The sequence below is a fragment of the Psychrobacillus sp. OK032 genome (assembly GCF_900111345.1).
GTDB lineage: Bacteria > Bacillota > Bacilli > Bacillales_A > Planococcaceae > Psychrobacillus.
On record NZ_FOGY01000007.1, the window covers coordinates 72,051 to 91,567 of the forward strand.

Genomic DNA, 19,517 nt, shown 5'->3' on the forward strand with positions numbered 1-19,517 from the left:
GGGAACTCTTTAAGTTATCTTGTTTTCGATACAAATGGATTGTCAGTTTCCCAAAACCTATACGGATAATGCACCGCTTCCCCACTATTTTCAATACCTATTCTTGGTCCTGTGGAAATTGCAGTTACTTTTTCTCCTTCTGCCATGTACAGAGGTTTTTCCGTCCAATGCTTTCCATAGGATTCCATTGTAATTCCTAATGCTTTCGTCAATTTACCTGGCCCATTTGTCCATTGTTTCATTGGTTGGTTTTTCCGAAATTCCTTCATTTGCTCCAGTCCTTCGATTGGTTCCACCGCACGTATTAATATGGCATTCGGAGTATCTACAGGTGCAGCAACAACATTGATCAGTGTATGTGTGTGCATTTGATACGTATAGATTAGCCCTGGCTCTCCGAACATTACTTCTGTTCGTTTCGTTCTTCTATTACCAAAGCTATGTGCAGCTCGATCTTCTGGTCCCATATACGCTTCTGTTTCCACGATTTTGCCAACGAGAAGTCCGCTGCTATGTTCGTGCACAATGTATTTACCTAGTAAGTCTTTTGCTAAGTCTAATGTCGGTTGATAAAAGAATGCACGCTTAACTATGTTCAATTTAAATAAACCCCATTTTCTTTGCTTCAAAAGTTAATTCTTCTCTAAATTTTGGATGCGCTATCGAAATAAGCTGTTTTGCTCGTTCCGAAATAGGCTTACCGTACATTTTAGCAATTCCAAATTCTGTTACGATTGCATCCACATCGTTTTTAGAAGTTGTCACAACAGACCCTGGTGCTAGGCTAAGCTTGATACGTGAAATTTCGTCGTTTTTGGCAGTAGATGTCATACATACGAATCCTTTTCCTTCTTTAGCAAAACGAACACCTCTTGCAAAGTCAGCTTGTCCTCCAGTAGAGGAATAATACTTACCTGCGACCGTTTCAGATGCGCATTGACCGTATAAATCTACTTCCGTCGTCGCATTAATGGAAACGATTCGTTCTTCTTTAGCAATTTCACGTGGATCATTGACAATGCTTACTGGTAAAAATTGAACAGCAGGATTATTGTGTAAGAAGTTATAAATTTTATTAGAGCCATGTGCGAAGGTTGCGATGATTTTCCCTTTATTCGTAAACTTTTGCGTCCCGTCCACTGCACCAGCTTCTACTAAATCGACAATACCATCTACAAACATTTCGGTATGGATACCTAAATGTCTATGCTCCTTTAATAAACTAACAACTGCATTCGGAATAGAACCTATCCCGATTTGTAGCGTATCTCCATGTTGTATTCTTTCCGCTACATATGAGGCAATTTGCATATCGTTTTCTCCGATAGGAGGTGCGATATCCTCAAACAAAGGACGATCATTTTCTACAAACCCCTCAATTTGACTAATGTGAATTTGATTTTCTCCAAAAGTCCGAGGCATATGCTTATTCACCTCAAGTACGAACGGAACTTTCCCGATAAATTCACTTACAATGTCGGCCTGAGTTCCTAATGAAAAATAGCCGAATTCGTCCATAGGAGAAGCAACTGCCATAATCATCGAAAGGTTTGTTGACTGTCTTAATATTCTTGGCATCTCATGGAAATGATTTGGAACTAGATCTACCATTCCTTGCTGGAACAATTTACGCGTAGCACCACTCAAAAAATAAGAAACATGCTTCAGTTTCCCTGGATATGCATCCTCCATATACTTCCTTTGCTGCAACGCTAATAGCTGATGTATTTTCACATTCGTTAAACTATCTACATTTGCTTCTAATATATCGAGTAGTTTATGCGGTTCGCCATTTGTTAGCGGAAGAATAATATCCGCGTCCTTTTTGATCAAATCGATTATTTGTCTATCTGATAGTTGTTTTGTTTTCATGTTGTTTTGCACCTACAGTTTTCAAATTTACTTCTCCCCCTCATATTACTATGTTTTATAACGTAAACAAAATAAAACCTGTTTCCACTAAAGGAAACAGGTTCTCCCGGCTATTCAAGTTCCGTTTGTTTCGTCTCTGTACCGAGAAATACTACCGATAATACACCGATCACAATCGCAACACAGAAAATATCGAAAATATATCCAATCTCATATCCAGCTGCCACAAGTGAACCTACTAATAGTGGTCCAAGAATACCTCCGATACGTCCGGCTGAAGCCGCCATACCTGACCCAGTTCCACGAATAACGGCTGGGTATTGCTCTGGAGAGTACGCGTATAATGCTCCCCATGCGCCTAGGTTAAAGAACGAAAGTAGCATACCAGAAACCATTAATAACGTAGTCGATTCTGCAGAACCGAAAACCAATGCACTGGCTGCTGTCCCAAGCAAGTATGTTACCAATACAAACTTACGCCCAGCTTTCTCGATTAACCACGCAGCTGAAAAGTATCCTGGCAATTGCGCAAGTGTCATGATTAGCACGTATTCAAAGCTTTTAATAAGTGTAAATCCTTTCATCACCATTACACTTGGAAGCCAAAGGAACATTCCATAGTAAGAAAATACAACCATAAACCAAACGATCCATAGCATAAGCGTTCGCTTTGCATACTTCTTCGACCAAACTTCCTGCATATTTTGCATAATCGTTCTAGATTCAGCTTTATTTCCTTTATATTGAGGTGAATCCGGTAATTTAAGTCGTAAGTAGATTGCGTAAAACGCTGGTAATGCTGTTATGAGTAAAGCGATTCTCCAACCATAATCAGGAATGATAAAGTAAGCAATGAGGGCGGAAACAATCCAACCAGCAGCCCAAAAACTCTCAAGTAATACAACAACGCGTCCTCTTTCTTTCGCTTCTACACTTTCCGATACTAATGTCGAAGCAACTGGTAGCTCTCCTCCAAGTCCCATTCCTACAAAAAATCGTAAAATCAAAAATATCGTTAGACCAGTAGCTAGTGCTGACAATCCACTTGCAATCGAAAACAATAATAACGTTAGCATGAATATCTTTTTCCGTCCTACTTTATCTGCAAAAACGCCGAATACGAGTGCCCCTACTGCCATTCCAATAGAGTTAATACTTCCAATCCATCCCATCTCTCCGGGAGTAAGATTCCATTCTACCGCAAGTGCCGCGATAACAAATGATAGAATCCCTACATCCATTGCATCGAACATCCAAGCAAGCCCTGCGATGCCAAGTAATTTATTTTTAGATATTGGTTTTTGCTCATTTTTAGATTTCATGTTTTACTCCTGTCTTTACACCTGTAATGTTTTTTGTTTACATGATTAGTATACCCATAGAATAAGGAATCTACAATAGAAAATTCTGCTTGTTTTTTTGGCTTTATTAAGGTAAAATGTCCTTTATAGAAATACATATGTTTATTCAAGAAGAACAGAGAGGCGGAACACATCATGGCTTGGCAAGGACTAATCGAACATTATAAAGAGTTTTTACCTGTAACAGAGAAAACACCTAAACTATCACTACTTGAGGGAAATACGCCTCTTATTAAACTAGAAAATTTATCGAAAGAACTAGGAATTGAGCTTTATGGAAAAGTAGAAGGTGCAAATCCAACTGGTTCGTTCAAAGATAGAGGGATGGTATTTGCTGTAGCAAAAGCAATAGAAGAAGGAAGCGAATGTGTTATTTGTGCCTCTACGGGAAACACTTCTGCTGCTGCTGCTGCATACGCTGCGCGAGCTGGGATTAAATCGATTGTTGTCATTCCAAAAGGAAAAGTGGCACTAGGAAAGTTAGCCCAAGCATGTATGTATGGTTCCAAAATTATAGAGATTGACGGTAACTTTGATGATGCGCTGCAAATTGTTCGAAAAGTTAGTGAAACATCTCCGGTTGCACTAGTTAACTCGGTGAATCCATATCGTTTGGAAGGACAAAAAACAGCTGCTTTTGAAATTGTAGATGTATTAGGCTCTGCTCCAGATTATTTATGCATACCAGTTGGGAATGCCGGAAATATTAGTGCATACTGGAAAGGATTCAAAGAATATAACGAAGTAAAACAATCAGGCTTGCCGAAAATTTTTGGTTTTGAAGCAGAAGGTTCTGCCGCAATTGTACAAGGCGCACCAATCGCTAACCCGGAAACAGTAGCAACTGCAATTCGTATCGGTAATCCAGCAAGCTGGTCTCTAGCAGAAGCTGCTCGTGACGAATCTGGTGGTTTAATCGATGCTGTTACGGATGAAGAAATTCTACAAGCTTATCAATTGATTGCTAGTCGTGAAGGCATATTTGTTGAGCCTGGTTCCGCTGCTTCTTTAGCAGGAGTTATTAAATCAGTGAAAAACGGCAAAATTTCGGCTGGAAGCAAAGTCGTCACTGTTTTTACAGGGAACGGGTTGAAAGATCCGGATACAGCAATGAAAGTTTCTACAGTCGACTTAGTATCATTAAAGAATGATGAAGATGAAATTCGTCAGTACATTGAGGGTGTACTATGAGTAAAAAATGGGCTATTTCCATTCCCGCAAGTACAGCGAACTTAGGACCTGGTTTTGATTCGATTGGGATTGCTTTAGATAAATACTTGGAGTTAGAAGTTGAACTAGCTCCAGCGTGGAAGATTGATAACTTATCGGATAATTTACCGGATGTTCCCAATCCAGCAGATCATCTAATTATTCAAGCTGCCGAGAAAACAGCTGAATTATATGGACAAAGCCTGTCCCCATGCCATCTATCTGTGAAAAGCGAAATCCCACTTGCTCGCGGAATGGGAAGCAGTGCATCTGCCATCGTTGCAGGAGTAGAGCTTGCCAACCAAGTGTTGGAACTTGAGCTAACTGCACAGGATAAGTTAAAAGTGGCAACTTTGATGGAAGGTCATCCCGATAATGCAGCCGCTTCTATATTTGGTGGCTTTACGATTTCATCGAGTGCCGATAACGGAGAAATTCATGTGTTTCATGCGTATCATATTGATGCTTCTTTTGTTTTATTTATTCCTAATTTTGAACTAAAAACGGCAGCAGCAAGAAATGTGTTACCGGATAGTTATACACGTCAGGTCTCCGCACAAGCAAGTGCTACCGCTAGTTTACTTACTGCTGCTTTTCTCTCTCAATCATTTGAGCAAGCTGGCATCTATATGGAGCAAGATTTGTTTCACGAGCCATATCGCCTTGACCTGATTCCAGGGGCTAGGGAGATTAAAGTTGCGGCAAAAAATGCAGGTGCATTTGGTACTTGTATAAGCGGTGCCGGTCCTACGCTTTTATCACTTGTACAAAAAGGAACCGAAGCTGAATTCATTTCAAAGTTAGAAGGAATATTCCCAAACTTTGAATTGGTACCAGTAGAGATGAACCGTACAGGAATCGTCGTAAAAAATAAAAATGGCAGTGCAGTTTTCTCTCATTGAGAGGAACTGCACTGCTCTTTTTTTCATCCAGACTCCAGCGCCTTGCTCCTGCGCACAGCTCGTCGCAGAAGAACGTTGCCCCTCGGGGTCAAATGTGAAAAAGCTGTGGTGGCAGGAGAGCTGCCTCATCGCTTTTCCCCATTTGCCTGTCGGGGCAGAAATAGGCGCTTGCGCTTTTGCTACTATGCCATTAAAACTAAACTTAGTGCCATTACTAGCATCCCTGCTACTACACCGTAAATAGAAGAATGTGTCTCATCGTACTTTTTAGCTGCCGGTAGTAATTCATCTAAAGATATGAAGACCATAATACCTGCGACTGCAGCAAAAACTACTCCAAAAACTACACCGTTTAAAAATGGCATTAATACTAAATAAGCAACAAGTGCCCCAACCGGTTCTGCAAGTCCTGAAAGGAATGATAATTTAAATGCTTTTTTCCGATTACCTGTTGCATAATAAATCGGCACTGCTACAGCGATACCCTCTGGAATATTATGAATGGCAACCGCAATCGCAATCGCAATTCCTAAACTAGGATCTTGTAATGCAGATGCAAATGTAGCAATCCCCTCTGGAAAGTTATGAATACCTATAGCAAGTGCAGTAAAAACACCCATTTTCATCAACTTCGTCTGTTCTGCATTAGTTGGAGCGGTGTCCATATCCTCTACACTTTTTACTTCATGTGGATTTCCGAGTTTGGGCAGTAATCGGTCTACTATTGCAATAAAAATCATCCCACTAAAAAATCCCATGATCGTCATCCAATATCCATTTGTTGTACCAAGCTCCGTTGTCAACGAGTCCTTAGCTTTCACAAATATCTCCACTAACGACACATAAATCATTACCCCTGCTGAGAAGCCCAATGCGACAGATAAAAACTTCGTATTTGTACGTTTTGTTAACAACGATAGTAAACTGCCTATACCGGTTGCTAGACCCGCAAATAACGTAAGTAATAATGCAAAGGCAACATTACCATCCACCTGTATCAACTTCTTTCTATTTATCGAGTTTCATTTATTATACGCATTAAGTTTCCCTGGCACAACTCTTTTAGACTAATGAAAATTAACATTTTGAAGAAGCAATGTATTTCCCGATTTCCTTCCAATCTTCTTCTAAATAATCGCGATTGGAAGGACGATAAAATACAGCTGCAGGATGGTATGTTGGAATGATTATGTACTTTTCATCCGACCATATAAATTTAGTTTCTTTAAGCGAGGCTAAATATTGTACTTCGTGTTCGATTAATTGTCCATGCAAAACAGATACTTTTGCATCTTTGCCAAGTAACCGTTGCAACCCCACATTTCCTAACGTAACAATGACGGTTGGCGCTATATGGGTTAGTTCATAATCGAGTACCGGCGCATGTGCAATTATTTCTTGTTGAGTAGGAGGACGATTATATTTTCTCTTCGTTATCTCGCCATTTCTTGCTTTCTTTTCTTTCCACACATATGGACGACTTCTCACTGCACTTGTCATATAGACGTTATCTCTTGTTAACCCGATGCTTGCAAGTGATTTGACTAATTCATTTCCTGCTCTTCCGACGAATGGTATCCCTTGAATAGCTTCATTTTCTCCTGGTGCTTCTCCTATTAGCATGATCGTAGGGTTTTTTGGCCCTTTTCCTTTGACGAATCCTTCTACAGGAAATCCTTCAATTCTTTTCATGCCAAGCGTGACTAATTCATCTGGTAATTCAAACATACCGCTTGCACTCCTTTATAAAAAATCCTTTCCAAGAGAAGGAAAGGATTTTAGCGTATATTCTTTTTAAAAATACTTTTCCGATATTCATACCATAATGCAACGAGGACAAACCATGTATACCCTGCCATCCATCCTGCAAAAACATCTGTGGCATAATGGCGACTTTCTGCAATACGAGATAATCCGATAAGTATTGTAAGAAAAAGTGCTATGATCCATATTAACACACGTATTTTTTTATTGGATTGATGATCTGCTGCGAAGTAGGCAATCGTGAATACATACAATAAACCAACCATCGCATGTCCGGATGGAAAACTAAAACTTTCTAGCTGATTTGGAATGTCAGGCCGCTCTCTTTGAATCCATTTTTTGAGCAGTTGGTTAAGTACATTCCCTACCCCTACTGCAAATAAACCAAATAACATCCCTCGATAATTTTTAGAGTGTATCCATAAGTACGCGAACAAGATTAGCATCATAATGACGATAAATTTTTGTTCCCCTAAATAATGAAATAGCGTGATAAATTGATTGCCGTATATGAGTTCGTTCATTTTACGATCTAGCTGAATCATTTCTTCTGATGTAAACGTGATATATAATGCAACAAATCCAAGTAATGTTACAAGTCCAAGTGGGTAAAACCATTTCTTCATTATGCCCCACTCCTTTCAAACTTATTAGTCATGACAAAAGTATAGACTACAATATAGCTATGTACAATTGAAAGAAGTATGCATGGATAGATCGATTCATCCTCCAAATAAAAGGACTACCCTTATAAAGGATAGTTTGATCTATAGGAAAAGTGCGCACTATTTTATTTTTTCTTAAGCAACAAGAAAAAAATCCACGAGGATCAATTCCTCGTGGATTTCTATTATTTACTTGCTTTTAACTCGTATATCCCACCACTGGACTCAATAATATGATCAGGTTTAGGCTGACCAAGCTTTGCTTTATGACCAGCAATATGCTCGGGGCTCTTTTCCCAGTTCTTCCAGTCAAGTTCTGACGCCCATTGTACGATGACTAATACTTCTTCTTCACCACGTCGAACCTTTTTTACAAGTACTTCAAGCTTTTCAAAACCTGGCTGCTTTTCAATAAGTCCTTCACTTTGAAAACGGTCTACGACAAGTTGGAAGTTCCTTCTTTAACGATCATACGTCTAATTTGATAGAACATATTATTGAAGTGCCTCCTGTATGGAAGCAAGTTTTGCTTTTTCTGATTCAATACCACCACCTGATAAGTACCAGGCTTCTGGATCTAAGTAAAAGACTTTGCCATTTTTAACAGCATTTGTTTTACTTACGATTTCGTTTTCAATGGCTGCTTTTGTACCAGATTCTCCTTCAGATGCTACTGCATCGCGGTCTACTACGAAAAGCATATCAGGATTTTTCTCAAGTACATATTCAAATGAAACGCTTTGTCCATGCGTAGATACTTCTAGATTTTCATCTACAGGTTTAATACCGTATACATCATGGATTACACCAAATCGGGAACCAGGACCGTATGCACTTAATTCGCCTTCAGATGCAAGAACTACTAATGCTTTTTCATCTAAGTTCGCAGTTTTTGCAGTGATTTCTGCGATTTGTGCATCAATTTCTTCTAAAGCTTTCGTTGCTTCTGCTTCTTTACCGAAAACTTTACCCGCTAATTCTGTGTTAACTTTAAATGAGTTAACATAGTCTTGTGTGTCTAAGCCAACATAAACGGTTGGCGCAATTTTACTTAATTCTTCATATGCATCAGCTTGACGACCAGAGATGAAAATTACATCTGGTTTCATTGCGTGAATTGCTTCGAAATCTGGCTCTTTTAAAGCACCGGCATTTTTATAAGTAGCTTCATCCGCATATTTACTTAAATATTTCGGTAAGCTTTGTTGTGATACTGCTGCTACGTCAACACCTAGTGCATCTAGAGTATCAAGGAATCCATAGTCAAATGCTACAACTGTTTTTGGTTGTTCTTCCAATGTTACTTCAGCATACCCTTCTGGTTGCGCAATTGTTAATGGGAAAACAGATGATTCGTTTGTTACAGGTGTTTCTTCTGTTGTATTTTCGTTTGCATTAGAATTATCTTCTGTTGCTTCTTCTTTATTTCCACATGCTGCTAATACTAATAAAAGCATTGCGAACATGACTGTTAAAAATTTATACTTTTTCATATGTCAATTTCCCCTTTTTCTTATGAATTAAAATATACACAAATGCGACAGCTATTCATTTCTTGGATTGGAATATCCATATCATAAATCTCTTTTAGCGCATCCGAATTAATAATTTCATGTGTGGGACCGTCCTTAATTACACGCCCATTTTTCAATGCAACAATATAATCAGAGTATACAGAAGCAAAGTTAATATCATGCAATACAATGACTACTGTTTTACCAAGCTCTTCTACAAGCTTACGTAGAATTTTCATAATTTGGACAGAATGCTTCATATCTAAGTTATTTAATGGTTCATCCAATAGAATATATTCCGTATCTTGCGCAATTACCATGGCGATGAAAGCTCGTTGACGTTGCCCACCGGACAATTCATCTAAATAATCATCTTGAATATCCGCTAAATTCATATATTCAATTGCTTGATCGATCATTTTTGTATCTTCTGCATTCAGTCGCCCTTTAGAATAAGGAAATCGACCAAATGACACTAATTCACGTATCGTTAAGCGGACGTTCATATAGTTCGATTGCTTCAAAATAGAAACTCGTTTAGAGAACTCATCGGATTTCCATTTACGTACATCTGATTTATCTAGTAGGACCTCACCCGTGTCTGCATCCAATAAACGACTGACCATTGACAATAGTGTTGATTTTCCAGCACCATTCGGACCAATAAATGACGTAATCTTCCCAGACTGAATATTGACACTTACTTTGTCTACTACTGGTTTTTTACCGAAGTGCTTTGATATCTCTTTTACTTGGATCATTCTTAAGCTCGACTCTCCTTTAATAATAAATAAATGAAGTAAATTCCACCGATAAAGTTAATAATGACACTTAGCGTTGTATTAAATGTGAAAATTCGTTCAACAACCCACTGTCCACCTATTAAAGCAACTAAACTCATTAAACTTGCACCCACTATAAGAGTTGAGTGCTTGTAAGTCTTAAAATATTGATACGATAAGTTTGCCACGATCAATCCAAAAAACGTTATTGGACCAACAAGAGCAGTAGAAGTGGCGATTAACACAGCTGATAACACCAGCATACTTTTAACAATTTTATCGTAATTCACACCTAAGTTAATCGCATTGTCCCGTCCTAAAGACAATACATCCAATTCCCGAATGTACCGCCATCCGTATATGGTAGATAATGTAATAATTATCATAGCCAACCATACTAAGTCCCCGTTTACATTATTGAAGCTCGCAAACATTTTATTTTGCAAACTTGTAAACTCGTTTGGATCGATGAGCACTTGTAAGAAAGTAGTAATACTTCCCAAAAACGTACCCATTATAATCCCAACAAGAAGTAAGAAATAAATCGGTCGTTTACCCGCCTTAAATAAGAAGCGATAAAGCAAAAGTGCGAATACAATCATCGCGATTATAGATATAAAGAAGTTATAGTTTTTGTTTATAACTAAAATGGACATTGATCCAAAAAAGTAATAAATGAATGTTTGTACTAGCATATATAACGAATCTAACCCCATTACACTCGGTGTTAAAATTCGGTTATGCGTAATTGTTTGGAAAATTACAGTGGAATATGCAATTGCAACCCCTGTTATTGCCATCGCTAATACTTTAATCGTACGTCTAGGTAGCGCATAATCATAACTTCCATTCAATCCTTGAAATAAATACAATGATATACACGCAATACTTAAAACGATTAAAAGAATCAGTTTTGTTCTAGTTCGCATACGCTCTCCCCCTAAACAGTAAGATTAGGAAGATTGCACTTCCGATAACACCAACCGTCATACCAATCGGTATCTCGTAAGGGAAAATAAGAACTCTACCTAGAATGTCACATAACAGTAAGAAAATAACTCCGAGTAGTGCAGTATGTGGTAGTGTTTTTTCTAAATGATCCCCTTTAAAAATGGATACAATATTCGGGATGATTAAACCTAAAAATGGAATCATACCTACTGTTAAGACAACAGTAGTAGAAATTAACGCTACTAGTACTAACCCTAAATTTAGCACTCTCTTGTACGAGAGTCCTAGGTTTTTAGCGAAATCCTCGCCCATTCCTGCAACGGTAAATCGATTTGCATAGAAGTACGCAATGACGAGTACCGGTACACTTATGTACAACAGTTCATATCTGCCTTTTAAGATTAAAGAGAAATCTCCTTGTAACCAGACAGTCATGTTTTGAATAATATTAGCTTTGTAAGCAAAAAACGTGGTAATGGAAGATAGAATATTCCCGAACATTAATCCAACTAGTGGAATAAATATTGCATCTTTAAACTTAATACGATTCAATATTTGCATAAATAACAATGTGCCCGCTAATGCGAAGATGAATGCAAATGATAATTTTTGGAAATACGTAGCATTCGTAAAAACTAACATCGATATTAAAATTCCTAGTCTAGTCGCATCTAGCGTCCCAGCTGTAGTTGGTGATACGAACTTATTCCTACTAAGACTTTGCATGATTAAACCTGCGATGCTCATCCCTGCTCCTGCAAGTATAATGGCAATTAGTCTTGGTATTCGGCTAATAAGAAATATTTGCGTCTCTTCCGAATTAAAGTCCAGCAAGTCTGCCGGAGAAATTCTGCTTACACCAACAAAGAGAGATAAAAGAGAAAGTGCTACTAGTACAATTAAAAGATATCTTTTTTTCATGTCTATCCTCATCATTCTTTTTGTGAATTCACGATAGTGAAAATCATTATCATTTACCCACAAATTTATTATAGCATCTTGCCTATACAAGTCAACCTTTAAATGAAAATGATTTTCAATTGACAATACACTATATAAGCTATTTTGCCCTACTACAATCTTACTATATAAAAGGTAGAAAACAAAAAGACTGCACTTATTAAAAGATAGTTTGCGCAATATAGGGATAGTCCGTCTTAGCAAGTTGAATAAAGTATCCGCAATGATTTTCGCTACAGGGCGGACGCTTTCCGTGGGGTGAGCGATGAACCTTCACCGACGCTACGCGTGCGCTGTGAAGTTTCATCTGTCTCACTTCATCCCACTGGAGTCGACGCCCTTCCGCGAAAATCAATGGAGCTTGCTGACTAATTAGTTTCTCGCTTTATAAACCAAAAGTTTGATTAGAATCGGAGAGGGAAATTCAATATTAGTAAGTATCTCGTAAAAATGATCCGGTAAATGGCTAAGAGCAACCAACTTATGTACGGAAGCAATCATTTCCCAGATCAAAGAGTTTACTTAATAAGTAATAGGAGGTGAGCATTAATTTGTAAAATACATAGTGAAGCTCATGTCCACTGTTTAATATGCTTTTTTTCATATAGCGATAGCTACCACTTCGGCTTCGTGCAGCTGTTCTAGTTATTTCTTATTGATTTGTTTAGCTAAACGCTAATTAGCTAGCATATTTCGTTGATTGAAGCGGAAGGCGGCGACTCCAGCGGGAACAGCACGAGCTGAAAGCCCCGCAGGAACGCAGTGACGAGGAGATTGAAGCCGTGCCCGCGGAAAGCGTCCGCCTGAAGCGAAAATCCAGCGGTCACTTCTGGTTTCACATTTCCCCTTAAAATCGGTGTTCCTTATTTTATTGAGGAAAAGCTATCCACATATCATTATTGTCAATATTAATAAAGCCAACAAAAAACTGCTCCCAACCGTTGTTTTATCACAACAATTGGAAGCAGTTTTATAGTCATACCATTTTATAGTTCTACAGCGTTATCGATTACTTCTTGTGGAATGACGATTTCTTCTACTTCATTAAAACCAGAAAAAGTAGATTTTACATCTTGTACGACGTTCAATTTTTCTCCGTCTATTTCCATATCCATATCAATCACAACATCTAATTTATTCGTTTGGAATGTCTCTTTATCAATGTGTATCAAATAGTTTACCGATTTAATATCGAAATCCATTTGAATCTCTTCTCCTGCACCCATCGATTGCATTACTTCATCTACTTGCGCTTTTACTAATTCAGTGAATTTTTCACCTGAAGCTTCGAGTGTTAATATATAGTTTGAATTATCCTGTTCGAATGTAAATTCATCTAAATATCCTTTAATCTGTTTCAATTGATCAGAAGCATTTGCTTGTTCTGCGGCATTCATAATTCCTGCCATCATTTCTTGTGGAAACTTCATCCACTCTCCAGCAGATTCTTCATACACATATAAATCATCCGCCGTCATATAACTTTCAGAACTAGAAGTTTGAGCAGGCATACCTTTCGCCAATCCATTTACAGTCGAAGTCCCTTTTTGATGCATCTGCATCGGCTCTACTATATATTCCATGTCCATCTTCGAGCTAATTTCCAATTCATTTTCTTCGCTAGGTATATTCATTGTTTGATTTAAGTCCATTACTGCTCGTACACTTTTGAGCTCTTCTGATGCAGTGATAGATTTATCGTATACTTCTTGAAGTGTTAACTTACTCTTTTCTGTTACCTCTCCACTTCCTGCAGGCTTAGCAGTCTCGTTACATGCAGCTAAACCTAATGATAATGTGGCTACAGCTATAAGCGTTGTCCATTTCTTCATATCAGTTATCATCCCTTCCTGCTTTGATAACTATAATACGAGGAAGGTTTGTGAAAGGTTTCATTTATTTTACTCCACGCATATATTTTTGGATTAAAGGCGTCATTAAATATAATAACAATCCAATAACAAGCGCGATTACACCAATTACACCAAAGTATAAAATTTCATTTTCGGGTGAATACAATTTAACGACTTGTGCATTTATCGCTTGTGCAGATGCGTTCGTCATAAACCATAAACTCATTGTTTGAGCCGCAAAAGCGCCTGGTGCAAGCTTCGTTGTTGCAGATAAACCAACTGGGGATAGAAGTAACTCACCAAGCACTACTAAGAAGAAGCTAAGTACAAGCCAAAATGGATTAACAAGTGTCTCTGTTCCATTCATATAGGCTGGAATGATCATCACAATGAATGACATCCCCGCAAAGAATAATCCGAAAGCAAACTTTTTAGGTGTAGATGGTTGTCTATCACCAAGTTTTATCCACATCCAAGCAAAAATAGGAGCGAGCACAATGATAAATAACGGATTTAACGATTGGAACCATGCAGGCGAAATCTCAAAAGATCCTACCATCAGATTAACTCGCTCATCTGCATATTGCGCTAATATATTCGCTCCTTGTTCTGCAATCGCCCAAAACATCATCGCTGCTACAAATAACGGTATATAAGCAAGCAATCTCGACTTCTCATCAGCAGATGTTCGATCACTTCTATACATCACGATAAAATACAAAGTAGGAATAACAATACCTAAAATAGAAACCGTCATAGTGAATACATCAATTGTCATAATCCCTTGTTGCACTAAAACAAATCCAAGGGCCAATACGATTACAATGACAATCCCGATTCTAGCAAATACCTTTTTACGTTCTTCTTTGGACATTGGATTTGGCACATACGAACCAGCTAATCCAAGATTATTCTTCTTCGTTAGTAAAAAGACGATTAATCCAAATGCCATCCCAACTGCTGCTAGTCCAAATCCTAAATGGAAATTATACTCAAGACCAATAGTTCCAACGATTAATGGTGCAAGGAATCCACCCATGTTAATACCCATATAGAAAATACTGAATCCAGAGTCACGACGTGCATCCTTTTCCGAATACAAATCGCCAACAATCGTCGAAATATTTGATTTCAATAGCCCTGTTCCAATGATGATTAGTGCCATTGAAATAAATAGTGGCGTAATTCCACCAGGAAACGACAATACGATATGCCCGAGCATTATTAATACTCCACCATAAAACACGGTTTTTGTCGTACCTAACAGGCGATCGGCTATCCAACCACCTATAATTCCTGACATATAAACAAGAGAACCATACACTGCCATTATAGAGTTTGCTGTTGACCGCTCAAGCCCTAATCCACCTTGTGTTACTTCATAATACATATAATAGATTAGAATTGCGCGCATCCCGTAGTAAGAAAAACGCTCCCAAAACTCCGTGAAAAATAAGGACATTAAACCTTTAGGATGTCCAAAGAAGCCTTTTTGAGGAACTGATTTTACAATTTCATCTTTTGAAAACATGCTTTAACCTCTTTTCTAAAATAAGACATTCATTATAACGTCCTAACTTTTCCCTGTCAAAAAATATCCAATTATTTCGTTTTCTGAAATTGTTCGCTATAATAGTCACTATGTATTACAGGAAAGGAGAGATTTTGTGCTAAAGAAGTTTTTTTCATTTTACAAACCACATAAACGATTATTTGTTATCGACTTTAGTAGTGCGGTATTCGTCGCCATCCTAGAGCTTGCGTTTCCTGTCGCAGTGCAATGGTTTATCGATGTATTATTACCTACTAGCGATTGGAATATGATCGTAAGAGTTAGTATTTTGTTGTTGCTCGTCTATATGTTGAGCACTTTCCTTAACTTTGTAGTGAGTTATTTTGGGCATAAGCTTGGTATTAATATCGAAACCGATATGCGTCAGCAATTATTCAATCACGTGCAACGGCAGTCATTCCGTTTTTTTGATAATACGAAAACCGGACATATTATGAGTCGTATTACAAATGATTTATTTGATATTGGCGAACTTGCCCATCATGGTCCGGAAGATATATTTATCGCTGTTATGACACTTATTGGTGCGTTCGCAATTATGTTCAATATCAACCCAGAGCTTGCAATTATCGCAATCATTATGGTTCCTTTCCTATCCATTGTTGCTACGTATGGAAACATTATGATGAACAGAGCATGGAAGAACATGTACGGCAAAATCGCAGATGTAAATGCCCGTGTCGAAGATAGTGTTTCCGGTGTACGTGTAGTCCAATCATTTACAAATGAAAAATTTGAAATCGCTCGTTTTAAAGAAGATAACGGGAAATTTCGGCTAGCAAAACTAAGTGCGTATAAAGTAATGGCTGGTACTCATTCCAGCATTTATATGATGACTCGCCTTGTGACATTAGTCGTACTTGTTGTGGGGGCTTGGTTTACATTTAAAGGTAAACTTACAACCGGGGAGCTTGTAAGTTTTATACTTTATGTCAATGTGTTAATCAAACCAGTGGATAAAATTACCGCACTTTTGGAGCTATATCCAAAAGGAATGGCTGGATTTAAACGATTTTTGGATCTCATGGAACAAGAACCAGAGATTAATGATCGTCCAAATGCTGTAAGTGTCACTCATTTAAATGGAAACATTGAATTTGAGAATGTCAGCTTCCGTTACGATAGTCATAAATCTGTACTAGAGGATATTAACCTTTCGATTAAAGCTGGTGAAACAGTAGCATTTGTCGGACCTTCGGGGGCAGGAAAAACGACCATTTGTTCACTTATTCCACGTTTTTATGATGTGAATGAAGGTGCAATTTCTATTGATGGTCTCAATATTCAAGACGTAACAATGCAATCATTACGTGCTCAAATTGGTATTGTACAACAGGATGTATTTTTGTTTACTGGCACTATTGAAGAAAATATCGCATATGGGAAAAAAGATGCTTCTGTAGAAGAAATTCGAGATGCGGCGAAAAAAGCTCATTTAGAAGATTTTATAGCTGGCCTTCCAGAAGGGTATGACACGCAAATCGGAGAAAGAGGTCTTAAATTATCCGGTGGTCAAAAGCAACGCTTAGCAATCGCTCGCATGTTTTTGAAAAATCCTCCTATTTTAATATTGGACGAGGCTACCTCTGCACTTGATACGGAAACAGAAAAAATTATCCAAAAGTCATTGATGGAGCTTGCAGAAAATCGAACTACGCTTATTATCGCGCATCGACTAGCTACTATTCGAGATGCGGACCGAGTGTTAGTTGTAACTGAAGACGGGATTGCGGAAGATGGATCATATAATGAATTAGTTGCGCAAGATGGTATTTTTGCTAGGTTGCATAATATTCAGTTCCAGGAAGTTTAATATGGAAGATCCCTTTGACTTGGTGTCAAAGGGATCTCTTAGGTTTTGTCGTGTTCGGCTAGTAGTTTGTCGTGTTCGACTTGTTGTTAGTCGCGTTCAAGGGCTTGGTTGTCGTGTTCACTAACTCTATTGGCTCATTCAGCCAATTTCTTCCTGTAAAGTCACATAAAAAGAAGAAGCATATCGCTCATGCGGAATGACTTCTTCTTTTTATTATTGAACAACAATGAATTCTTGTAGTCGATCATAGTCGGATTTCTTTAATTCAACTTTTACTAGTGTTCCTTCCTCTTCGTATGAGGTTGACTCCACGGACGCATGTTCATTTAAATACGAGACAAGATCGCCCCTGTCAAAAGGGATTAACAAATTGCACACAACATAATCCGCAAAAATGTGCTTTTTAATTATCCCTAGCAGTTCATCTAGACCTTCTCCTTCTTTCGCAGAAATCCAAATATTTTCTCCAGATACATAAGGATATCTCAAATCTGCTAGGTCCGATTTATTGTATACATAAATTGTTGGGACATCTTCCACCCCTACCGCAAGTAGCGTTTCGTTCGTAACGTCCATCATATAACGGTGTTCGGCATTTGACACGTCAACTACATGTAGCAGTAAGTTCGCATCTCGTGCTTCTTCTAAAGTCGAACGGAATGCTTTCACTAAATGGTGAGGAAGTTTGCTAACAAATCCAACTGTGTCTGTTAGTAAAAACTCTTTTTGGTCTGGCAGCTTAATCTGACGAACGGAAGTTTCAAGCGTAGCAAATAGCATGTCCTTTTCAAATACTTGTTTGGAATCTGCTTGGCCAACTTTGTTCAACAACTGATTCATAATGGTGGACTTCCCAGCATTTGTGTACCCTACTAGTGATACGACTGGAATGGCATTTTTCTTACGCTGTTTTCGTTGTGTTTCGCGTTGGTCTTTAACATGCTCTAGCTCGCGTTTTAGTTTTGCAATTTGGTCTTCGATTTTACGTCTATCTAGCTCTAGCTTTGTTTCCCCGGCACCACGGTTTTTAAAGCCGCCACCTGTCCCCCCACCTTGTCTACCTAAAGATGCCCGAAGTCCAACTAGTCGTGGGAGCATATATTGAAGCTGCGCCAATTCTACTTGCATCTGTGCTTCGTTCGATTTTGCTCGTCTTGCAAAAATATCCAAAATAAGCATCGTTCGATCGATTACTTTACATTCTAAGTCCCGTTCTAAATTTCGAATTTGTGATGGTGTAAGTTCATCATTAAAAATAACAAGATTGGCATCAGCTTCGTCGTAAAAGTTTTTAATCTCTTCTACTTTACCTGTACCAACGTAATGGGAATTTGTAACACGCTCTAGATTTTGTGTAACTTCTCCCACTACTTCCACATTCAACGCTTCGGCTAAATTGTGTAATTCTTCTAATCCATATTCAAAATGCTCGTCATTTTGCATCTTGACCGCAACAATGATCGCCTTTTCTATAAGTTCTTCCAAAAATAACTCCTCCTCCTATTGGCAATGATACATTGCCTGTTCATATATAAGCGTTTCTTTATCCTTGAATCCTTCTATATGAACTGCTGTAAGTCTTTCTTTCGTTCCGTTTTCTAACTGTTTGAACACTAGCTTTGTATTTCGTAGTAATAGTATGTGTTCATCCTCCTCGACTAAATCAAAATATCTTTTCCACTTATTCATTAATTCCTTTGGATTACGCACACGAAACTCACATGCTGAAATGTTTAATTGTAAATTACTTTCATCAATTGTGCCATCCTCTTGAAGTAATTGATAGCGATCTTCATCACTTTCCTCCCATTCGATGAAAAACGGAGTTGGCAGTGCATCACCTATTTCTTCTTTTACAAATAACATCTTCCACTTACGTATTAGACCACTTGTTGTTTTTCTTTCGGCATGTAAAACCCCAGTAGTTTCTATACCTTTCCGTTCCAGTTGCTGACATAGTTCGTCAATTGTTGTCGTACGAATACAAATGGTTCCAAAACCAGGACCTGTTTTCAAATCAAGCAACATTAGATTAATTAATGGATGATTCGCATTTTCGGCAATTTCTTTATGTTCAAGTGCCAGCCACTCGATATAACTGGTTTTTGTGTATAAAAGCGCATTATATGTACCCCAATGTGTATGCTGACCTCCAATAACTGAATGAACTCCATTCACGTTCCAATCTATCGCTACTTCCTCCGGTGTCTTTGTTACGTGATGAACTATATGATCTAAATACATTTTAACAACCCTTTCCTATAAAAGTTACAAATGAAAGTGTGTAAAACAAAAGAG

Annotated in this window: 17 protein-coding genes and 1 pseudogene; 3 read left to right on the forward strand and 15 right to left on the reverse strand. The window is 38.2% G+C overall.

Going from position 1 to position 19,517, the window contains the following annotated elements:
• Positions 1–14: 14 nt before the first annotated feature.
• The 3 genes from BMZ04_RS14160 to BMZ04_RS14170 all read right to left on the reverse strand — a co-directional run bounded on the left by BMZ04_RS14160 (position 15) and on the right by BMZ04_RS14170 (position 3,194).
• Positions 15–599, reverse strand: a complete 585-nt coding sequence (locus BMZ04_RS14160; RefSeq protein WP_093272790.1) for a DNA-3-methyladenine glycosylase — start codon at positions 597–599, stop codon at positions 15–17.
• A 1-nt stretch (position 600) separates the two neighbouring features.
• Entirely contained in the window at positions 601–1,872 is a 1,272-nt protein-coding gene (locus tag BMZ04_RS14165) for an acetyl-CoA hydrolase/transferase family protein (protein WP_093272074.1), read from the reverse strand.
• A 110-nt stretch (positions 1,873–1,982) separates the two neighbouring features.
• Positions 1,983–3,194, reverse strand: coding sequence for an MFS transporter (locus BMZ04_RS14170; RefSeq protein ID WP_093272077.1), 1,212 nt, complete (start codon positions 3,192–3,194; stop codon positions 1,983–1,985).
• A 174-nt stretch (positions 3,195–3,368) separates the two neighbouring features.
• On the opposite strand from BMZ04_RS14170, the gene thrC reads away from it, so the two are divergent.
• Complete coding sequence (thrC, locus tag BMZ04_RS14175) at positions 3,369–4,424, forward strand: threonine synthase (RefSeq protein WP_093272081.1); 1,056 nt, start codon at positions 3,369–3,371, stop codon at positions 4,422–4,424.
• Entirely contained in the window at positions 4,421–5,344 is a 924-nt protein-coding gene (thrB, locus tag BMZ04_RS14180) for a homoserine kinase (protein WP_093272085.1), read from the forward strand. The genes thrC and thrB overlap by 4 nt, the downstream gene beginning before the upstream one ends.
• Positions 5,345–5,526: 182 nt before the next feature.
• Here the strand turns inward: thrB and zupT are convergent, their stop codons facing one another.
• From zupT to BMZ04_RS14230, 10 genes and pseudogenes are all read right to left on the reverse strand, one after another.
• Positions 5,527–6,336 carry a zinc transporter ZupT gene (zupT, locus tag BMZ04_RS14185; protein ID WP_093272089.1) on the reverse strand — a complete coding sequence of 270 codons (810 nt, stop codon included), beginning with the start codon at positions 6,334–6,336 and terminating at the stop codon, positions 5,527–5,529.
• 85 nt (positions 6,337–6,421) lie between these two features.
• A complete protein-coding gene (locus BMZ04_RS14190; protein ID WP_093272092.1) occupies positions 6,422–7,072 on the reverse strand; it encodes a uracil-DNA glycosylase in 651 nt (216 codons plus the stop codon).
• 50 nt (positions 7,073–7,122) lie between these two features.
• Positions 7,123–7,734: a phosphatase PAP2 family protein gene (locus BMZ04_RS14195; RefSeq protein WP_093272096.1), complete on the reverse strand. Its 612-nt coding sequence runs from the start codon at positions 7,732–7,734 to the stop codon at positions 7,123–7,125.
• Between the two features lie 224 nt (positions 7,735–7,958).
• A pseudogene (locus BMZ04_RS14200) lies at positions 7,959–8,266 on the reverse strand (antibiotic biosynthesis monooxygenase).
• A gap of 1 nt (position 8,267) precedes the next feature.
• Positions 8,268–9,266 (reverse strand): siderophore ABC transporter substrate-binding protein, encoded by a 999-nt coding sequence (locus BMZ04_RS14205; RefSeq protein ID WP_093272099.1) that lies wholly within the window; start codon positions 9,264–9,266, stop codon positions 8,268–8,270.
• 20 nt (positions 9,267–9,286) lie between these two features.
• Positions 9,287–10,048 (reverse strand): iron ABC transporter ATP-binding protein, encoded by a 762-nt coding sequence (locus tag BMZ04_RS14210; protein ID WP_093272103.1) that lies wholly within the window; start codon positions 10,046–10,048, stop codon positions 9,287–9,289.
• Between the two features lie 2 nt (positions 10,049–10,050).
• Positions 10,051–10,998: an iron chelate uptake ABC transporter family permease subunit gene (locus BMZ04_RS14215; RefSeq protein ID WP_093272106.1), complete on the reverse strand. Its 948-nt coding sequence runs from the start codon at positions 10,996–10,998 to the stop codon at positions 10,051–10,053.
• On the reverse strand, positions 10,988–11,941 hold the full coding sequence (locus BMZ04_RS14220; protein ID WP_093272111.1) for an ABC transporter permease: 954 nt from the start codon (positions 11,939–11,941) through the stop codon (positions 10,988–10,990). Before BMZ04_RS14220 ends, BMZ04_RS14215 begins: the two co-directional genes overlap by 11 nt.
• 1,025 nt (positions 11,942–12,966) lie before the next feature.
• Positions 12,967–13,812: a DUF6612 family protein gene (locus BMZ04_RS14225; protein WP_143128307.1), complete on the reverse strand. Its 846-nt coding sequence runs from the start codon at positions 13,810–13,812 to the stop codon at positions 12,967–12,969.
• Between the two features lie 64 nt (positions 13,813–13,876).
• Positions 13,877–15,364 carry a peptide MFS transporter gene (locus BMZ04_RS14230; RefSeq protein WP_093272119.1) on the reverse strand — a complete coding sequence of 496 codons (1,488 nt, stop codon included), beginning with the start codon at positions 15,362–15,364 and terminating at the stop codon, positions 13,877–13,879.
• Between the two features lie 136 nt (positions 15,365–15,500).
• On the opposite strand from BMZ04_RS14230, the gene BMZ04_RS14235 reads away from it, so the two are divergent.
• Positions 15,501–17,219, forward strand: a complete 1,719-nt coding sequence (locus BMZ04_RS14235) for an ABC transporter ATP-binding protein (RefSeq protein ID WP_093272123.1) — start codon at positions 15,501–15,503, stop codon at positions 17,217–17,219.
• Positions 17,220–17,432: 213 nt separating this feature from the next.
• Here BMZ04_RS14235 and hflX read toward each other — a convergent pair whose 3' ends face one another.
• Both hflX and BMZ04_RS14245 read right to left on the reverse strand, forming a co-directional pair.
• Positions 17,433–18,704 (reverse strand): GTPase HflX, encoded by a 1,272-nt coding sequence (hflX, locus tag BMZ04_RS14240; RefSeq protein ID WP_093272127.1) that lies wholly within the window; start codon positions 18,702–18,704, stop codon positions 17,433–17,435.
• A 15-nt stretch (positions 18,705–18,719) separates the two neighbouring features.
• Positions 18,720–19,463 (reverse strand): VOC family protein, encoded by a 744-nt coding sequence (locus BMZ04_RS14245; protein WP_093272131.1) that lies wholly within the window; start codon positions 19,461–19,463, stop codon positions 18,720–18,722.
• Positions 19,464–19,517 lie beyond the last annotated feature (54 nt).